Here is a 16,113-nt window from a genome sequence, read left to right as displayed (position 1 = left end):
GAACCTTCTCATCTAAATGTGAACGTAAATACCCATACTTTACCTTGATTTTCTCAACAGTGTTTGACATACATAACGCATATCATTACCGTAGCTAAATGTCAACATAATTGTTCAATTTATTATTGCTAAGTTACTAATGCTGCTGAAACGGGAAGTGCAAATTATCCGGTTTGTCATACCCGACAATTCTGCAATGCATGTCATGATAGCAATAACTAACATTGTTGATAATACTTATTTTGCAGACTTTACCAATATAAAAAAAATTGTCTTGACCATCATCGGTATTTCACCTAAATATCTGATGAATTTGGACAAAGCCCAAAAAAACACTTTTTTTCAGCACAAGAGGTTTGATGGGCTCGTAACGAGTCGTTTTTTCGGCTTTTTACGAAGGTATCAGTCTTGATAGTGAAGATAAATCCTGTAATATTATAGCGAGATTAATTATAATGGTTAGAATAACACTTCCTGACGGCAGCATTAAAAATTTTGAAAACGCTCTTTCAGGCCTTGATATAGCAAAAAGTATTTCCGAAGGACTTGCCAGAAACTGTGTTGCGATGGAGCTTGACGGAAATCTTGTAGATCTGGATACAATTATTTCAGATGATTCTAAAGTCCGGCTTGTTACCGCAAGTGATGAGAAGGCTCTTGAAATATTGCGGCATAGCGCAGCGCATGTAATGGCGCAGGCCATTTTGCATATTTACAAGGATGCAAAGCTGACAATCGGGCCTGTTGTGGAAGACGGCTTTTATTATGATATCGACATGGAGCCTGTTTCAAGGGAGGATTTCGGTAAAATTGAAGCCGAGATCAAAAAAATTATCAGTGCAAAAATTCCATTTAAACGCAAGCTGGTATCCAAAGAAGAAGCCTTGAAATTCTATAAGGACGAACCTTACAAACTCGAAATTATATCCGAACTTGAAGACGGTACTATATCATTGTATGAGCAGGGTGATTTTACGGATTTATGCCGCGGACCCCATTTGCCCCATACCGGATTTATAAAAGCCATAAAGATGACTAAGGTTTCCGGTGCATACTGGAGAGCGGATCAGAAAAAAGCCCAGTTGCAAAGAATTTACGGGACGGCTTTTTATACAAAAAAAGAACTTGATGATTATCTTCACTTCATCGAAGAAGCTAAAAAAAGAAATCACCGTAAAATCGGTATGGTGCTTGATCTGTTCAGCTTTCATGATGAGGCGCCGGGAATGCCGTTTTTTCATCCCAAGGGCATGAGCGTGTGGGAAGCTCTTATAAGTTATTGGAAGATAGAACACAGGGCTGCCGGTTATGTTGAAACAAAGACTCCTATCATGTTGAACCGCTCTTTATGGGAAAGAAGCGGACACTGGGAAAATTACCGTGAGAACATGTATACATCCGTGGTGGATGAAACCGAATATGCCATAAAGCCCATGAACTGTCCGGGCGGAATGCTGCTTTTTGGTATGAAGCCTCATTCCTATAAGGACTTGCCTCTTCGATCAGCAGAAATAGGCCTTGTTCACAGGCATGAATTAAGCGGGGTTCTATCCGGCCTGTTCAGGGTCAGGGCTTTTCATCAGGACGATGCCCATATATTCATGACGCCCGAGCAGATAGAAAGCGAAATCCTTGGAGTGCTGAAACTTGTTGAACGTATTTACAGTACATTCGGCTTGAGTTTCCACCTTGAACTGTCCACACGTCCTGAAAAATCCATAGGAAATGATGAGCAATGGGCTGTAGCTACAAAAGGTCTGGAATCGGCATTAAAAACCTATGGGGTGGATTATAAAACAAATGAAGGTGATGGTGCTTTTTACGGGCCCAAGATAGATATACATATTAAGGATGCCCTTGGAAGAACATGGCAGTGCGGGACTGTGCAGCTTGACATGGCATTGCCTGAGAGATTTGATTTAAGCTACATCGATAAAAATAATGAAAAATGCCGTCCGATAATGATACACAGGGTAATTTACGGCTCTATAGAGCGGTTTTTCGGTATATTGATTGAGCATTTTGCAGGTAAATTTCCGCTCTGGATGGCGCCTGTTCAGGCAGCATTGCTTCCGATAAATGACGAACTTATTCCATATGCAGCCGGAATCCGGGATGTGTTGGAAAAAGAGGGGATACGCACTGAACTGGACAGCAGAACAGAAAGCCTCAAAAAGAAAATAAGAGACGCCCAGTTAAGCTATGTGCCCCTTATAATAACATGCGGGCCAAAGGAAATGGAATCCGGAACCGTTTCTGTAAGGAACTTAAGCGGCAAGATAAAGTATGGGGTTACAATTGAAGATTTTGTAAAAATTGTACTTTTTCAAATTAAAGAACGAAAACTTGATCTTGAAATATTTGAATAAAGACTTGCTTCATTCATTGTTTGGCTTCCCGTTAAGAATACCATAGAGTATTGGTTTCTTAAGCACCAGAGGTTTATAAACCAGGGCGAGTCGCTCATGCCGCATTCTCTATGGGTTTGTCAGTTTCAGCATCTACAACCCGGCCTTTAATCATCGACCGGCCGAATGCTGATGTTGAGAGAGTTAAGAATAAATATCAAAATTAGTAAATTGAAAAATATGGTTTTTCTCATTTTTATTATACCTGCCTTTTTATAATCGTTAAAAGCTTTCTATTTTCCACATTTTTAGCATAGACTAAACTTAAACTTCCTGTTTCAATCCACGCGCCCGCATGGGGCGCGACAGAAAAGATCGAAGCGGAACAACTGCCGTATGTTGTTTCAATCCACGCGCCCGCATGGGGCGCGACTTGAGCAAGCGCTTTGTAATGTTTCTTCAGAACCGTTTCAATCCACGCGCCCGCATGGGGCGCGACTCCTTTATTTGCACCCATTGCATATGCCATATTTGTTTCAATCCACGCGCCCTCTTGGGGGGCGACACAACATTGCTTTGAGGGTTTAATAGTTTATCATTTTTCAATCACCGCGCCCGAATGGGGGGCGACGCCGATTATGGTGATACCGTTAGTATCCCACCTGGTTTCAATCCACGCGCCCGCATGGGGCGCGACCTATCTCAATTATAACTTCGGGATGATTCTGGAGTTTCAATCCACGCGCCCGCATGGGGCGCGACTTTCTGTGCCAACGACTGATGAAGACACACTCGCCGTTTCAATCCACGCGCCCGCATGGGGCGCGACAACAACATGAGCCGTTTTACAAACTCGTTTGCTTCTGTTTCAATCCACGCGCCCGCATGGGGCGCGACTTTGGCTTCGTGCCGATCCCCAATGGTATGGGTTGTTTCAATCCACGCGCCCGCATGGGGCGCGACCCAGCCAGGCATTTATATTCACCGTTTTTAAAGTTTCAATCCACGCGCCCGCATGGGGCGCGACGATGGACACATTATGTACCCTGGTGAATTTGATGTTTCAATCCACGCGCCCGCATGGGGCGCGACTGTAATTGATGCAGAATCGCACGGCTCCTGAACAGTTTCAATCCACGCGCCCGCATGGGGCGCGACTAACCTCAATACTGAGTGCCGCACATGCAGATTTGTTTCAATCCACGCGCCCGCATGGGGCGCGACGTTGATCTTGCCCGTGAAGCTTTACGGATGGCAGGTTTCAATCCACGCGCCCGCATGGGGCGCGACTGACATTGGGAGCAAGATGTACGGTGCTTCCAGGTTTCAATCCACGCGCCCGCATGGGGCGCGACGTTCAGCGTCCTGTCCGGATTTTTCGCCTTTGACTGGTTTCAATCCACGCGCCCGCATGGGGCGCGACTTGTTGTTGATGTTGAGGCCGTAACCCATGCCAGGTTTCAATCCACGCGCCCGCATGGGGCGCGACTTATCTCCTTTTCCTGCGTTAAAATGTAAGCGTTAGTTTCAATCCACGCGCCCGCATGGGGCGCGACGTACTGTCTGTAGATACTTATTTCTGTAGAGCACGTTTCAATCCACGCGCCCGCATGGGGCGCGACCCTCCGACATAGCAGTTGACTTGTGAGCGCAAGCGTTTCAATCCACGCGCCCGCATGGGGCGCGACTTGTATTGCACAGTCAGTGCCAAAACTCAAAAAGTTTCAATCCACGCGCCCGCATGGGGCGCGACACAATTTTGAGCTGTGCTATCAAGACAGCGACATGTTTCAATCCACGCGCCCGCATGGGGCGCGACTCTAAATGTTTTAGTAACAATGTCATCATGAGAGGTTTCAATCCACGCGCCCGCATGGGGCGCGACTTAGTGGCTTTTTCTTGATCGGAAAGTTTACGCTGTTTCAATCCACGCGCCCGCATGGGGCGCGACCTGCAAATGGCACGGCTTAAGGCCAGGGTAATATGTTTCAATCCACGCGCCCGCATGGGGCGCGACGCTGACGAAAACGCTCATATTAAGGCGGCAATGCGTTTCAATCCACGCGCCCGCATGGGGCGCGACTTGACGAGACTGGTCAAAAAGTTCCGTTTCAATTGTTTCAATCCACGCGCCCGCATGGGGCGCGACACGATGTTTTGCATTATTGGAGAGATCTACAGCGCGTTTCAATCCACGCGCCCGCATGGGGCGCGACATACATATGGGAATATGACGAAGTGCTCCCAAGAGTTTCAATCCACGCGCCCGCATGGGGCGCGACCCGCCTGTTGAGCCTATGGGGAGAGCTAAAGAGGGTTTCAATCCACGCGCCCGCATGGGGCGCGACGACAAAGCGCAGGAGATTGTAACGGGCACATTCGTTTCAATCCACGCGCCCGCATGGGGCGCGACAATTTTTTGGGTCTGGGAAATGCTTCGCCTGTGAGTTTCAATCCACGCGCCCGCATGGGGCGCGACGGTCCCCGGTGGGCTGATCAATTTTATCAATACCGTTTCAATCCACGCGCCCGCATGGGGCGCGACAGCGCATGAGGGTATTTTCGAGCATGACAGTTTTGTTTCAATCCACGCGCCCGCATGGGGCGCGACTCTGCGTTCGTTAGGCATAGGCAACTCCCTATGCCGTTTCAATCCACGCGCCCGCATGGGGCGCGACCATCAACTGGAGCGCAGGCGAAATCGAATATTTTACGTTTCAATCCACGCGCCCGCATGGGGCGCGACAGCCGATTTCTGGTATAATGCAGTAAGACTTAACGTTTCAATCCACGCGCCCGCATGGGGCGCGACGTGTCGGGATTTGTGCTCACACGCGCGAGGATGTTGTTTCAATCCACGCGCCCGCATGGGGCGCGACCTCCTGCCGGGGTAAGTCTTTCCGGGCTTGCCTCCTGGTTTCAATCCACGCGCCCGCATGGGGCGCGACTTAGGGAGGGTCCAAAGATAATGTTTAAACTGTTAAGTTTCAATCCACGCGCCCGCATGGGGCGCGACCTGATAAACAGCGCAGATGGTACGCTGCCAAAGCCGTTTCAATCCACGCGCCCGCATGGGGCGCGACAAAAACTGGGGGTTAAAAGTTACTCCGGTCCCTGTTTCAATCCACGCGCCCGCATGGGGCGCGACAACTAACTTCTAACTTACTATATATTCAGGGTATAATTGTTATATTCTGCGATATCTGTTTTAGTACCGGTTATATTACTACCCCCCCAAAATGGTATTTTTATAATACTTAAATATATCATTTAGTTATAACCAGTGCGAACCCTCCTGTAAAAATGTGTCAGCTTGAGGTTCGCAGACATTCTCAAACAATTAACGGACCCTCCTGATCAATTGATTTTTTTGCTCCAATATGTTCTACCCGGCGCCTCCAGTTTGAGCCAAGAAAATAAAATCTCAAACTATCTTGATTCTGATCAATTACATCAATGAGCCGTTGGCGTAACACAGCCCATGTTGCAGGATCAACTATGCATTCAAAAACAGAGTATTGAACACGCTGACCATAATCCTGGCACGCTTTCGCTACTCTGCGCAAACGCCTCGCTCCCGTGCCATCCTGGGTTGCCACATCATAACTGACCAGCACAAACATATTTATCTCCTTATTTCCAGATAAAGGGCGGATAGCCATCAAGATCGCCGCGCAGATAACGGGCAAGCAGCAGCGCCTGAATATGAAACAGCAATCCGATAGTTACTTTTTCTTCGATAAAAGGATGATATATTTCTTCCTGTTTTCTCTCCTGATAAGCTACAAGAAGAGTTTTTCGTGTATCGTCATTCATTAAAACCGCCCCCGAATCGGTTTTCTTAAATCCTTTATCCTGTATCTGACGAAGATTAATAAGTGAAAGAGCCAGCCTGTCGGCAATAACCGGCCTAAATTCTTCCATAAGATCAAGAGCAAGACTTGGCCTTCCGGGCCGGTCCCGGTGTAAAAAGCCTACGGCCGGATCTATCCCGACTGTTTCAAGAGCCGACCGGATATCATGCGCAAGAAGCGTATAAATGAAAGACAGCAGACAATTTACATTATCAAGAGGCGGCCGGCGGTTCCGCTCATGAAAAGAAAATGTTTCTTTCTGGGAAACAATTAAGTGATCAAAGACGCTAAAATAAATATGGGCGGCATCTCCCTCGAGACCGCGCAAAACATCAAGGGGTTGATCCCTGTTCAGCAATTCAAGGTTATAGTTCAGCCGCCTTACTGTTTCGACAATCTGCCCGGCATCTATTTTTTCCGAGTGATCCCGCAGCACCCGATTCAGCACAGTTCGGCAGTTTGCTATTTTACCGATAAGCACTGCCTTTGCCATTTCGGCTGAAAAAGCAGGATCATCCGCTTTTCTGTATTGCTCCCGCCGTAGTAATACATTGCCGGATACCGGCCCCTGTATGCGAGCCATAAAACGGCCATGTTCGGATAAAAAACTTACGCCTACCCCATTTTCAGCACAAAAGCCCATAAGAAAAGGACTGCATCCTACATTTCCGAAACAGACAATTCCGCCGATTGTATGAACAGGTAACCGCAGACGCACTTCCTTTTCCACTTTGACCACTACAGTCTCGCCTTCTTTGGCAAGGTAGGCCCCCTGTGTTGTTACAAAAAGTGTATTAAGATGTTTTTTCATGGCTCACCCAAAATTCTTGATAAATAGCTTTTTACCGAACGCCTTTTCCCCATTGTTTTCGGCATGCATTCCCCAACCAGCGAACAGCTTTCGCATTTCTTTGTATAAACCGGAGCAGGAGTACTGCCGGATTCAATAATCTCCCGAATATTGCGGGCTGCTTCTTCGGTCTTTTGCCGCAGTTTATTATCAAAAACAACTTCCAGACGCCTGCGGGTTTTCCCGTAAAAAAGCGCCCCCTTCATAATTGTGGTCTTTGTCATTTCTTCCAGACACATAGCCTGCGCACAAAGCTGTACCTTATCGCAATCATCGGCCTTTGGTTTACCCCGCTTGTATTCCACCGGAAAAGCCTGCCATTTGTCTTCCGTCAGGCGGTGAAATTCCACTACATCTGCTTTGCCGATCAGGCCAAGCCGAAGAGAACGGAGCGGCATTCCATATTCAATGCGTATATTACCACGCGATTCCTTGTTTTCCTTGTGGACCTTCTCGTGCATGATCCTTCCTTCAGCAGTCTGGCGATTTTCAGCCCAGGCCTGTTCGATGTGAATCAAAGCGCACTGCCTGGGGCAAAAAATAACATGCTGGAGAGCAGAAAGCATAATAAGATCATCTTCCCGGTTTTTATAGGTCATATTGATCATATATGGCCTATCTTTTTCTTCTCTGGATTCGTGCATGGTAGAGCCTTTCTGTAAAACCGCCTTCCTCTAAAAAATCTTTTTCCAAAACTCTAAGCTGCTGGTCGAGCAGATAGTTTGCCTGATGGATCACACAGATTAAAGTGTTCGCCGCGATTTCGGGAGGCGATGCCTCAACATAAGACTTATAAGTCACATATGATCTATTTTTCCGATAACACAAACTTCTAACCTCTTTTGCTTTTGGATGATCTTTTCCCCAAAGCGGCAAAGTGTGTTGCCGCAAATAATCCTTGTAATCCACCAGTAGTTCTTCAAGACTTGCCCTTGCCACGCCTATAAGCTTCAGCTCTGTCTTCTTGGAAGTTCCCGAAGCCATGCTCCCTTCCGCAATATTCTGCTTGCCGCTTCGTGCCGCCTGCACCATCTGGTCATGGGTGCGCGAACGGATGCTGATAAACCGGTTACAAAATACCACTGTGGCATCATGAACAATCTCAGCCATCTGGTAAGATTGCAGGGTCTGATAACCGCCATGAGGCAGGATGAGTTTGGGAGGGTCTTGTGAGTTAGTCATGTTGAATACCTCAAAATATATTTTCTTCCGGCCATTCTTTAACTTCGATACCGGCTGGGAGGTTGTTCCTGTCAACAGTAATTGGATAATCATTTTTACATCTTGGAAGTTCTGAATTTTTATTTATTTTTACACGATCAAATAATCTTCCCGACAACTCATTGCCTAAATGACTTACATGTTTGAATATAACCAGCTTTCTTGGGTTCATTTCCCCTCTCGCAGCCGCCCTGTCATGTTCAAAAGCATTTATTAATGCCTTCCATAATAGTATAAGATCTTCTTCAGAAAATTTTGTTTTCCTGGCATCTATAGCCGAAACAAAACCATGCATTCGATACATGGCATAAGGAACTGTCGATTTTCTTCCAAAGGTTGAAGCATGCTCTCTCCCTTCCTGTGCATCAGCTTCTTTTTGTGTAGTTACAGCGCAACGCGTTATAGAATGTTCCGCCTGATATATACGATCTTCTGATCTTGCAAAAGTAAACTGAACCGGACCTCGAACGGTTCCAGCACCTTTATCACCAGTTGATAAGACAGCACCAAACGTTCTGATATCAAAATATGTTTGGCATAAATTTGCTTGACGTTCCTGAATTTTTTCGCCAACAGCCGTATCAATAATATTATTCAGAATTTGCTCCTGCCTGATAAATATATCGAAGGGTGGTTTAAGTTCTTTTGCAAGCATGACATAATTTCTTACTTTTCTTTTAATGCATACATCCGTTATCAATCCATGCTGGTCTTCTGCATCAGCTCTGGGTAAATTTACTTGATCTGGATCTCCGTTTGGATTGCCATCTTTCACATCAAACAAAAATACAAAATCATACCGATTCTTTATTGCCTCGCTCATGTTATACCTCCGCTTCATTTTATTTCGAGTTTGCTCCGCTGAATTGCGCCTGTTTCTGATGATAATATCCGATAGCAAATTGCCCTTTTTCTTCTAATAAAAAAGTTGCAGGTAATTTGTTAATATCCACGTCCTTCACCAATTCCTGAAGTTCTTTGTCCATATTGATAGCAAGTCCGGGCTTCTCGTTTTTCAGTTTTGTATAATGCTTCGAATTTAGATCAAAAAGCCGCCCAAATGCAGCAGAAGGCAAAGTCATAGCATATGTAAAATACCGCTCACGTATTCCGGCATTTCTATCCCCTAACGCCGCATACTGAATGCTCTCCAGTTTTGCAAAAATCTGACCGCAAACATAGGCCACCGGCCTGTCGCCCTCTTGAATATTTTCCTTAATCACAAAATCACCTCCTTTGTTATTCCGATTCAAAATAATTTTTATTAAAGCTGCTCTATCGGCAGTAACACCGTATTTATCCAAACGCGCTCTCTGAATCGTTTTTACTAACATCCATAATGGCAGAGAAGTCTTTTTTAACGCCGCATTCCATAAATAAGCGGCTACTCTTGGCAATGATTTATCGTCTTTGTCAAAACTTCCATCGCTGTTTTTTCTCTGACAGCTCCTTGCCAGATCATACAGACTGGGGTAGTGTGTTTTGGTGCTCTTCAAATCCGAATCATATTCTGAAATTGAAATATCTTGGAACCACTTTGCTATTGATTTTTGAAAATCAAACAAACTTGTTTCAATCCAATCTCTAACTGCTATCCTAGCCGCCGAACCGGATAGTGTGCATGAATAAAATCGGTCTGGCTCAAGATACCGGCTATCATGTTCGGTTCCCGATGTAACAGATTCGATTAATCTTGCAACATCAGATGGATTTGGCTCTTCGAGATAGTCGATTTCATCCAACTTCTCATTGTTTCGAGTCCAAAAAACAACAGCCGTATCCGAACCGAAATTTTTGCGGTTGGTATATCGGAATTCCTTTTTTTCTTTGCCTTTTTTATTTTTAACAAGGATTTCATTCCCCGATGATAGAAGCCAATTCATCCCTTCCACATAAGACTTCGCACAATTAGTGCATATCGAAGAGTTACTGTTTCCTTTTAAACCATAAGACTCGAATGCATTTTCATTATATGAAACAAGAGCGCAGCCGCTTGATTGTCCGTCAGGCACTCTTTTAATCATTCCATGCGGAATATCCTCAACAGGATAAGCGGCCCTATCACAAACGGAACAATTCTTTTGTGTTTTAGACAGTAGTGCTTTTTGGATCGTTTCGTACTCTTCAATAACTTTCTTCAAAACATTCGGATTTTCGTGAATACGAATGCCCTCTGATTGAATCCGAAATCCGATATTACCTTTTCTGCTTTTTTCATCAGGAATAGCGGTTTCAAAGTCTTTTAATGCCTTTTCCAACCCGTCAGCTTTGTTCTGCCTATAAAAAGCCACAACTGGAGCCAGTTCCTGTAAATTTCGATACTTTTCTATTTTGCCTAAAAACAACTCGTGTTTCTTTTTCGATACTTTACCGCCATAGCAAAGTACTTCTTCAGCTTTGTCGAGTAACAGTCTCGCTTTTCCTTTCTTTGCGATTATAGCTTCAGCAATGGTTAAATTTTTTTCAAATAACTCGAATTTTTGAAAACCGCCATCTACGGTGATAACTATCTCCATTGAAATTGGCTCTTCCTTAAGCGCATCATGAACCCACTCATTTTTGCTCTGCTGTTCCCTAAGCGTTTTTCCCAACTCGCTTAATTCCTTAATCATAAGGCAGCCTCCTGGTCTTCCTTCTGATTGAACTCATAGAGTCCGGCAGAAGTTTCACTATCCATCGGTGGCTGGAAATGACTGGACTGCATCATCTTGTCATTCTCCTGGACTTCACAGTGCAAAACGCCGTCGCGTATCGCAACATCATGGAAGAATAAGGGTTCAGGTTTTCCTTTCCCGTTATAAAAAATATCAAACAGCATGCTCCCAATAGAAATGGTTTCCCGTATTGGCTGTTCAGTACCGTCCGGCTCCATGAACTCAGCTGAAAACTCGCGTGTCCCAAGATATGGCCTGCGCCAGCACTGGCCTTTTTTAATGCGTCGGGGAAACATACCTTCTTTCCCTGCCTCCGTTCCAATGTACTTTTCAGGCCTGTTGTTGCCGGATGTTTGTTTTTGGTAAATAGACGCTTCAATGATGTACGCAACGTCCTTTAAAATAATGCTGTTACGCTGTGCACGTTTTTCTTCTATCACAATCGGATTTTTCCCTTGCTTGGTGTTAATCTCATTGCGTTTAATTGTGCAGAACTTAATAGGATTTAAAACCAAAATTCTTCTGACATACCACTGAAACTCCGGTTTCCACAAAATAGAATCCAGGATACCTCGCGCAGCAGACGGCGTCATGCACGGATACGTCATGCGTTCAACTTTCAAATCCGGCCTTGTAAAGCATGCAAAATCGCCGGTTACTTTAACTCTTACAATTCGACTATCAAGCATATGTACCTCCTGATCATACGATTAATTTATCCGCCTCGATGGGGGCCACTGAAATACCTGTTTCAGGATCATAATTTCCGTACCAGATCATAAATCCTTGGGGCATTGGTTTACACATTGCGCTATTTTGAAAAATAAAATGCTTATATACCTGTACCGTATACGCCTGCATTTCCCTGTAATCATCCCTTGATAAAAATTCTTTGTGTTCGATGGAATGAAGCAACTGCCTGCTTTCGTCGCTGAAGTTGTAAATATAAAGCCCTTCTGTAGCATTCTGTATTATGCGGTAACTGTCATTGACAGTTTTGAATTTAAATTCATTACGGGCATTGTTTATCCCGTACTTATCGGGTTTTACAAAAAGATTGATCACCTTGGCATAATACTGGGCAAAAACATCATGGGTATATAACTGACTAATATCGGCCTTTACTATATCTTCGGTAAAACCGGCACAAGCCGAATATGTCTTATCCGGCATGCCACCATCTTGGACTTTGAACAAAAATACATTTCCATAATCTGGCAGTTTATCTTCACGATTACAGCGTCCAGCGGACTGGATAACCGACTCAAGCGGCGCTATAGCGCGAAAAACAGATGGAAAATCAAAATCTACACCTGCTTCGATAAGCTGTGTGGAAGCTACCAATATATTTTTCTTTGTTTTAAGGTCATACCTGATTTTTTTAATTACATCCTTTCGATGCGACGGACACATTGCTGTTGAAAGATGATACTTTACTACCCAATTGCCTTCATTTCGCGCACTGTTATAAAACTCCAAAACGGCTTTTTTGGTATTGAATATCACCAATGACGAAACTCCCACCCGCATTACTGCGTCAATCAGTTCTTTATAATCCAACGGATTTAATTCGTTCAACAAGTGATATTCAATTCGCTTTGTTTTTCTGTAAATTTCTACGGGGTCGTCAACTAATGGGTAAATTACACTTATACCGTCAAATCCCTGTCTTTTTTCGAAGGCCGGCTGGGTTGCCGTGCAGAATAAGAACGATGTCTTCATAATAGTCTGAACATCCTGTAACATTCGGAGCGATGGTAATATCACTTCCTTTGGAAGCGTCTGGACTTCATCGAAAATCACCATAGATTCTGCTATGTTGTGTATTTTCCGGCACTGGGATGGCCTGTTGCTGAACAGAGATTCAAAAAATTGAACAGTTGTCGTTACGATAATCGGATAATCCCAATTTTCACATGCCAGTTTTTTTCGTTGCTGAGTCAAGAAGTAATTATCTTTATCCTCATTCTCGCCTTCATTGTAAGCAGAATGATGTTCAAGAATCCATTCTTCGCCAAAAATGGCTTTCAGGACTTGAGCGGTCTGGTCTATAATATTTATATAAGGAAGAACTATTATTATTCGTTTCAAATTATTTTTTTTCGCATGCTGTAGTGCCCAGGCTATGGATGTTAGTGTCTTACCCATTCCGGTTGGAAGGGGTAACGAATAAAACCCGCAGGGCATATCCGCTTTCTGCAAAACTTCGTCGCGGGCCTTATTCCGCAGCTGATTAATTTCGCCGTCTTTTGACTTCTCTGAGAATTCCTTTTCCAATTTTTTTATCATATCGTCTATTGGCAAGGTGATTTGAGCGCGTATTTCAAACGTATCTTTATCAAAATGTTCTTCCGTGGAAAGCCAATCGCTATCGGTTAAAACACTAAAAAGATACCTTATAAAAATTTCACGATGTGATTTTTCTTCAAAGTTCAAAAAATCAGGTTTTGTGATATCTGCCTCGTTAATTTTCACATCAGCAATAAATGATTGTTTGATTCCCTCAAAACTGGGAACTTCCCCACGATAAAAAGGCACTGTATCGCTCTTCCAAGCTGAGTTATCCGGTAACCCCTTATGATGACCGTCAATAGCAAAAGACGCCTCCATGATTCTAAGAAGTCGCGCATACCCTGCACCCCATGAAGCATGCGGGACACTGCCACGCCTTCCGCCATTTTCAAGGTACTTTTGAAATTCAGGCTGGTATTTACCGAGATCATGCAATAGCCCCGTCAGATAGAAAATTGGCTTATAGTTTTCTTTACATGCAAAAGATTCAGCAAGTTTTGCAGTTTGATGAAGATGCTTTGATAATGCATGTTGTACATTAAGACTATTTTCTGAATGCGCATAATATTTCATGAGTTACCTTTACTTTTAATTATGCTCTTCCTTCTTTGCTATGGGCATAAATATATTTCATGTATAATCCTTACTTTAAAACCTACTTCTATATGTAATTCAGAACATTAATGCATCTGCTAAAAGCAATATCCAACAAATTCTCATATTTTATCCAGTATAGTTTTCAGGACACGCTGCATACCCTTATAAAAAACAAAAGCCCCGTGCTTCAATTACCTGAAGATCGGGGCTTGAATATATTCAGTCATATCAAATCCTTATTATTTAATGCTTAAATAATTTCAACAATATAACGAGTAAATGGAACAAATTTCTAATGAGCAAAAATAGTTAAAGAATTTGTTAACACTTTGTATGAGTCAAAGCAATAGGATTTAAAAAAAGAAGCAAGGGAGAAAATATTAAATGTTTTGCCCGCTGGACAGGGTGGAAAAGATCTTTGAACAAAAGTTCAATTTCAGTTGACGGGATATTATCTGTAGCCGATCTTAATTGCGTAGAACGTGGTATAGCAGATACGCTAAAACATCGTTTTAAGGTTGTTTAATGGTAATTCCATGCAGTTTATTATTTCACCGGGAATTGCTGACAACAAAATCAATTAATAAACCCTATATCGCCAATTTTTTTTCTGTGATAAAATGTAATTATTATTTGTTAAAAATTTAATCAACAGGCCGAAGGCGGACATACCGGGACTTTAATGTGAGAAAGGGGAAATCTTATGCCATTTAAACAAAATCTTATAAATAAAATCAGAATGGATAAGATGGCAGACAAAGTGCTTAAATCTATTGTACCAACAGAAAGCGGGTATAAGGTAGATAAGGAAACAATGCGAAAAATACTTGCAATGTTTGATTATCAGAAAATAAATGAAAGGGATCTGGAGCTATTTGCACAAGATACCGTTAATAATATTAAAAAAATACTTGTTCTTGACAATGAGCTTGCTTTATATAATACGACGATTGATGATGTTGTTTTGCGTAAGAGTCCGACTTTAAAAGAAATGCTTAGCTTTCATAATGCCCGCAAAATATTAAACGACTCGGATGTTCTTTTGCACAAAAAAGAAGACAGCGTAAGGTTTTTTCAGAACGAATATATTTCATCACTTGATCTTTCTTTCAACCAATCGGATATTCTTGATATTGAAAAAGATGGCCGCATTTCTCTTGAAAAAGATTATACCGACGGAGTAACTGAAACCCTTGAACTATTCTCGGAACTTCTTGGTTGTACCCAACTGCCGCATAATTTTACAATCAGTAAACACATTGTAATAGGAGTACCGAATAAAGAGCAGAACGGAGAAACCCGCTATGGACCGATAGTTATTTACAGCACGATTCATAATACCATTAAACTGTTTGATGAAAAAATTGGAGTTTATGAAAAAGAAAAAATCGAATTTTTACAAAAAATAGCATACGGTAAGGAAAAGGCTTCAAAAGAAGGACCGGAAGTATTTCAATATCTGACAAATATGGTGCTATTAAAAAATCAGCAACAACTTTGATTACATGAATTTTTTCAGGAATAGGACAGCTTCTTGTTAGAGAAAGGAAAAATTCACTTTTATCTGATCGGTTTTATATGAAATAAATTTGAATCCTGGTTTACAGTAAACCCTGCTTAATTATGTATCTTTATATTAAACAACTTTTATTGGCTGTACTTTTGCTCTGCTTTTTCTCTTTGGTGCCGGTTCTTTTTCCGTCAATGCTTCGAGAGCTAAACTTTCTTCCTTTTTGGTTCCTTTTTCTGCTATTTTCTTTAATTGCATTGTTACGGCTTCCAATGCCTCTGCCTTTCGTTCTTCGGCATCAGCTCTTCTTACAGCAGCATCGGCCATACGTTTTTGACTATCTGCAATGCCTTCCATAATCTTGTTAAATGCAGGCAGATGCTCTGATGCAATAATCTTAATAAAACTGTTTGCATCCACTGACTCTTTGTTCCTTTGCCTGTCCGCACCGGGGTATTTCCCATCGTACGGCTTGCGGTTTCTGTCAAACCGCTTGTTAGTTCTAAGATTGTGCAGAAAATCGTCTACCATTATATATCTCCTAATATGTTCCCTGAAAATTATTAATACACGGATCTTTTTGTTTTCAATGCCAAATCTGGAAAAACGCAGTGTGATATCGAAAGAAAAAGGACTTGCCTATTATTTAAGAAAAGCGGATTGTGATATACACATTATAAATAGACATTAATAAAAGTCAAGAGTTGGTTTATAATAGTGCATAGAAACATATATTCATAGCATTAAAATTTTTTTTGCCCTGAATATATGTTTCTGCTATGAAGCA

11 protein-coding genes and 1 CRISPR repeat array are annotated in these 16,113 nt (G+C 42.7%); of the genes, 2 read left to right on the top strand and 9 right to left on the bottom strand.

The genetic code is table 11. The annotated features are described in order from the left end of the window. The first annotated feature begins 455 nt into the window (after positions 1–455). Positions 456–2,369, top strand: a complete 1,914-nt coding sequence (gene thrS, locus VXK47_RS11815) for a threonine--tRNA ligase (RefSeq protein ID WP_435548984.1) — start codon at positions 456–458, stop codon at positions 2,367–2,369. Positions 2,370–2,683: 314 nt separating this feature from the next. Beyond that, positions 2,684–5,496: direct repeats of the CRISPR family, unit length 32 nt; unit sequence GTTTCAATCCACGCGCCCGCATGGGGCGCGAC. Positions 5,497–5,680: 184 nt separating this feature from the next. On the opposite strand, the gene cas2 is transcribed toward thrS, so the two are convergent. From cas2 to cas3, 8 genes are read right to left on the bottom strand one after another with little or no spacing between them, the layout of a single operon-like run. After that, complete coding sequence (gene cas2, locus VXK47_RS11810; protein WP_435548983.1) at positions 5,681–5,971, bottom strand: CRISPR-associated endonuclease Cas2; 291 nt, start codon at positions 5,969–5,971, stop codon at positions 5,681–5,683. Positions 5,972–5,981: 10 nt separating this feature from the next. Beyond that, a complete protein-coding gene (cas1c, locus tag VXK47_RS11805; protein ID WP_435548982.1) occupies positions 5,982–7,013 on the bottom strand; it encodes a type I-C CRISPR-associated endonuclease Cas1 in 1,032 nt (343 codons plus the stop codon). Then, on the bottom strand, positions 7,010–7,696 hold the full coding sequence (gene cas4 / locus VXK47_RS11800; protein WP_435548981.1) for a CRISPR-associated protein Cas4: 687 nt from the start codon (positions 7,694–7,696) through the stop codon (positions 7,010–7,012). Before cas4 ends, cas1c begins: the two co-directional genes overlap by 4 nt. Next, positions 7,668–8,234, bottom strand: coding sequence for a four helix bundle suffix domain-containing protein (locus VXK47_RS11795; RefSeq protein ID WP_435548980.1), 567 nt, complete (start codon positions 8,232–8,234; stop codon positions 7,668–7,670). Before VXK47_RS11795 ends, cas4 begins: the two co-directional genes overlap by 29 nt. A 10-nt stretch (positions 8,235–8,244) precedes the next feature. Beyond that, positions 8,245–9,096 (bottom strand): type I-C CRISPR-associated protein Cas7/Csd2, encoded by an 852-nt coding sequence (gene cas7c, locus VXK47_RS11790; protein ID WP_435548979.1) that lies wholly within the window; start codon positions 9,094–9,096, stop codon positions 8,245–8,247. Between the two features lie 19 nt (positions 9,097–9,115). Beyond that, positions 9,116–10,885, bottom strand: coding sequence for a type I-C CRISPR-associated protein Cas8c/Csd1 (gene cas8c / locus VXK47_RS11785; protein WP_435548978.1), 1,770 nt, complete (start codon positions 10,883–10,885; stop codon positions 9,116–9,118). Then, a complete protein-coding gene (cas5c, locus tag VXK47_RS11780) occupies positions 10,882–11,616 on the bottom strand; it encodes a type I-C CRISPR-associated protein Cas5c (protein ID WP_435548977.1) in 735 nt (244 codons plus the stop codon). The genes cas8c and cas5c overlap by 4 nt, the downstream gene beginning before the upstream one ends. A 13-nt stretch (positions 11,617–11,629) precedes the next feature. Then, positions 11,630–13,792, bottom strand: a complete 2,163-nt coding sequence (gene cas3, locus VXK47_RS11775) for a CRISPR-associated helicase Cas3' (RefSeq protein ID WP_435548976.1) — start codon at positions 13,790–13,792, stop codon at positions 11,630–11,632. Positions 13,793–14,519: 727 nt separating this feature from the next. Between cas3 and VXK47_RS11770 the strand changes: the two genes are divergently transcribed. Beyond that, positions 14,520–15,317, top strand: coding sequence for a hypothetical protein (locus tag VXK47_RS11770; RefSeq protein WP_435548975.1), 798 nt, complete (start codon positions 14,520–14,522; stop codon positions 15,315–15,317). 135 nt (positions 15,318–15,452) lie between these two features. On the opposite strand, the gene VXK47_RS11765 is transcribed toward VXK47_RS11770, so the two are convergent. Beyond that, entirely contained in the window at positions 15,453–15,857 is a 405-nt protein-coding gene (locus tag VXK47_RS11765) for a hypothetical protein (protein ID WP_435548974.1), read from the bottom strand. Positions 15,858–16,113: the final 256 nt, after the last annotated feature.

It is taken from the genome of Desulfobacterium sp. N47, assembly GCF_051233685.1.
Taxonomy (GTDB): Bacteria; Desulfobacterota; Desulfobacteria; order Desulfobacterales; family RPRI01; genus RPRI01.
This window is presented reverse-complemented; position numbering and strand designations above follow the sequence as displayed.

What these genes read in the sequence shown, in the direction of transcription:
- VXK47_RS11795 (WP_435548980.1), bottom strand. Translation starts at nt 8,234, where the DNA reads ATGACTAACTCACAAGACCCTCCCAAACTCATCCTGCCTCATGGCGGT.
- VXK47_RS11770 (WP_435548975.1), top strand. Translation starts at nt 14,520, where the DNA reads ATGCCATTTAAACAAAATCTTATAAATAAAATCAGAATGGATAAGATG.
- cas5c (WP_435548977.1), bottom strand. Translation starts at nt 11,616, where the DNA reads ATGCTTGATAGTCGAATTGTAAGAGTTAAAGTAACCGGCGATTTTGCA.
- cas8c (WP_435548978.1), bottom strand. Translation starts at nt 10,885, where the DNA reads ATGATTAAGGAATTAAGCGAGTTGGGAAAAACGCTTAGGGAACAGCAG.
- thrS (WP_435548984.1), top strand. Translation starts at nt 456, where the DNA reads ATGGTTAGAATAACACTTCCTGACGGCAGCATTAAAAATTTTGAAAAC.
- cas1c (WP_435548982.1), bottom strand. Translation starts at nt 7,013, where the DNA reads ATGAAAAAACATCTTAATACACTTTTTGTAACAACACAGGGGGCCTAC.
- cas4 (WP_435548981.1), bottom strand. Translation starts at nt 7,696, where the DNA reads ATGCACGAATCCAGAGAAGAAAAAGATAGGCCATATATGATCAATATG.
- cas2 (WP_435548983.1), bottom strand. Translation starts at nt 5,971, where the DNA reads ATGTTTGTGCTGGTCAGTTATGATGTGGCAACCCAGGATGGCACGGGA.
- cas3 (WP_435548976.1), bottom strand. Translation starts at nt 13,792, where the DNA reads ATGAAATATTATGCGCATTCAGAAAATAGTCTTAATGTACAACATGCA.
- cas7c (WP_435548979.1), bottom strand. Translation starts at nt 9,096, where the DNA reads ATGAGCGAGGCAATAAAGAATCGGTATGATTTTGTATTTTTGTTTGAT.
- VXK47_RS11765 (WP_435548974.1), bottom strand. Translation starts at nt 15,857, where the DNA reads ATGGTAGACGATTTTCTGCACAATCTTAGAACTAACAAGCGGTTTGAC.